This window comes from Corynebacterium sp. HMSC070H05 (genome assembly GCF_001837615.1).
GTDB classification, from domain to species: domain Bacteria; phylum Actinomycetota; class Actinomycetes; order Mycobacteriales; family Mycobacteriaceae; genus Corynebacterium; species Corynebacterium coyleae.
Map to the genome: position 1 here is coordinate 1 of NZ_KV833274.1, position 868 is coordinate 868.

At 57.4% G+C, this 868-nt stretch carries 1 protein-coding gene; it reads left to right on the top strand.

Going from position 1 to position 868, the window contains the following annotated elements:
* Positions 1-161 precede the first annotated feature (161 nt).
* A partial coding sequence (locus HMPREF2617_RS01035) for an IS1249 family transposase (RefSeq protein ID WP_141762968.1) occupies positions 162-868 on the top strand: 707 nt, incomplete at its 3' end.

An 868-nucleotide genomic window follows, 5' to 3' on the forward strand; every position in this document is an offset into this window, starting at 1 on the left:
GGGTTAAGCGACAAAATGTGTGTCCGGAATCGTTGATTTTCATGCTCTGAACTCCGCCTTTGCGGAAAATATATGCTCCAAAAGCATATATCGGCCCTCCCTTGCGAAAATCCCCGGTGTGGCTGCCATGGTGTGCTACGCGGCGGTGGTTCGGTTGCCCCATGCCAAAGAACCGACCACGCTGCCATTGTGGCGGCGATATGAAACGAAACGGCACCACCAGCAACGGGACGACCCGGTGGCGGTGCAAAACCTGCGGTGCTTCACTGACCAAGCAACGCAGCGATATCACCAACGCAGCCCTATTTCGTGCGTTCATCCAGCACCTGACCACCGGGACCAGTCTTGCTGCGATCGCCGGCAACTTGAGCTGCTCGACACGTACGCTGCAACGCAAATTCGATACCTTTTGGCTGGTTGACGTGCCTGACCCGACCATCGGCCATACAGGCAGGGTCTACGACCAGATCTTCATCGACGGCACCTACACCGCAGGTGGCTGTCTGATCGTGGCGGCAACGCTCGACCACGTCATCGCCTGGCACTGGTGCAAACAAGAAACCACACACGACTACAAATGCCTGCTCGAGCGCATCGAAGCACCGTTGATCGCTGTGATCGACGGTGGCCGAGGAGCCACAAGCGCAATTAAAACGTGCTGGCCAAACACCAAAATCCAACGCTGCCTCGTGCACGCCCAACGCAGAGTACGCCGCTACACCACCTCACGACCACGCACTGATGCTGGCCGCACCATCTACCGACTCGCGCTGAAACTCACCCGCATCACCACCCTGGACGAGGCTGCACAATGGGGTGCACAACTGCAAGAGTTTCACACGCTCTACAAGGATTGGCTCAACGAAAA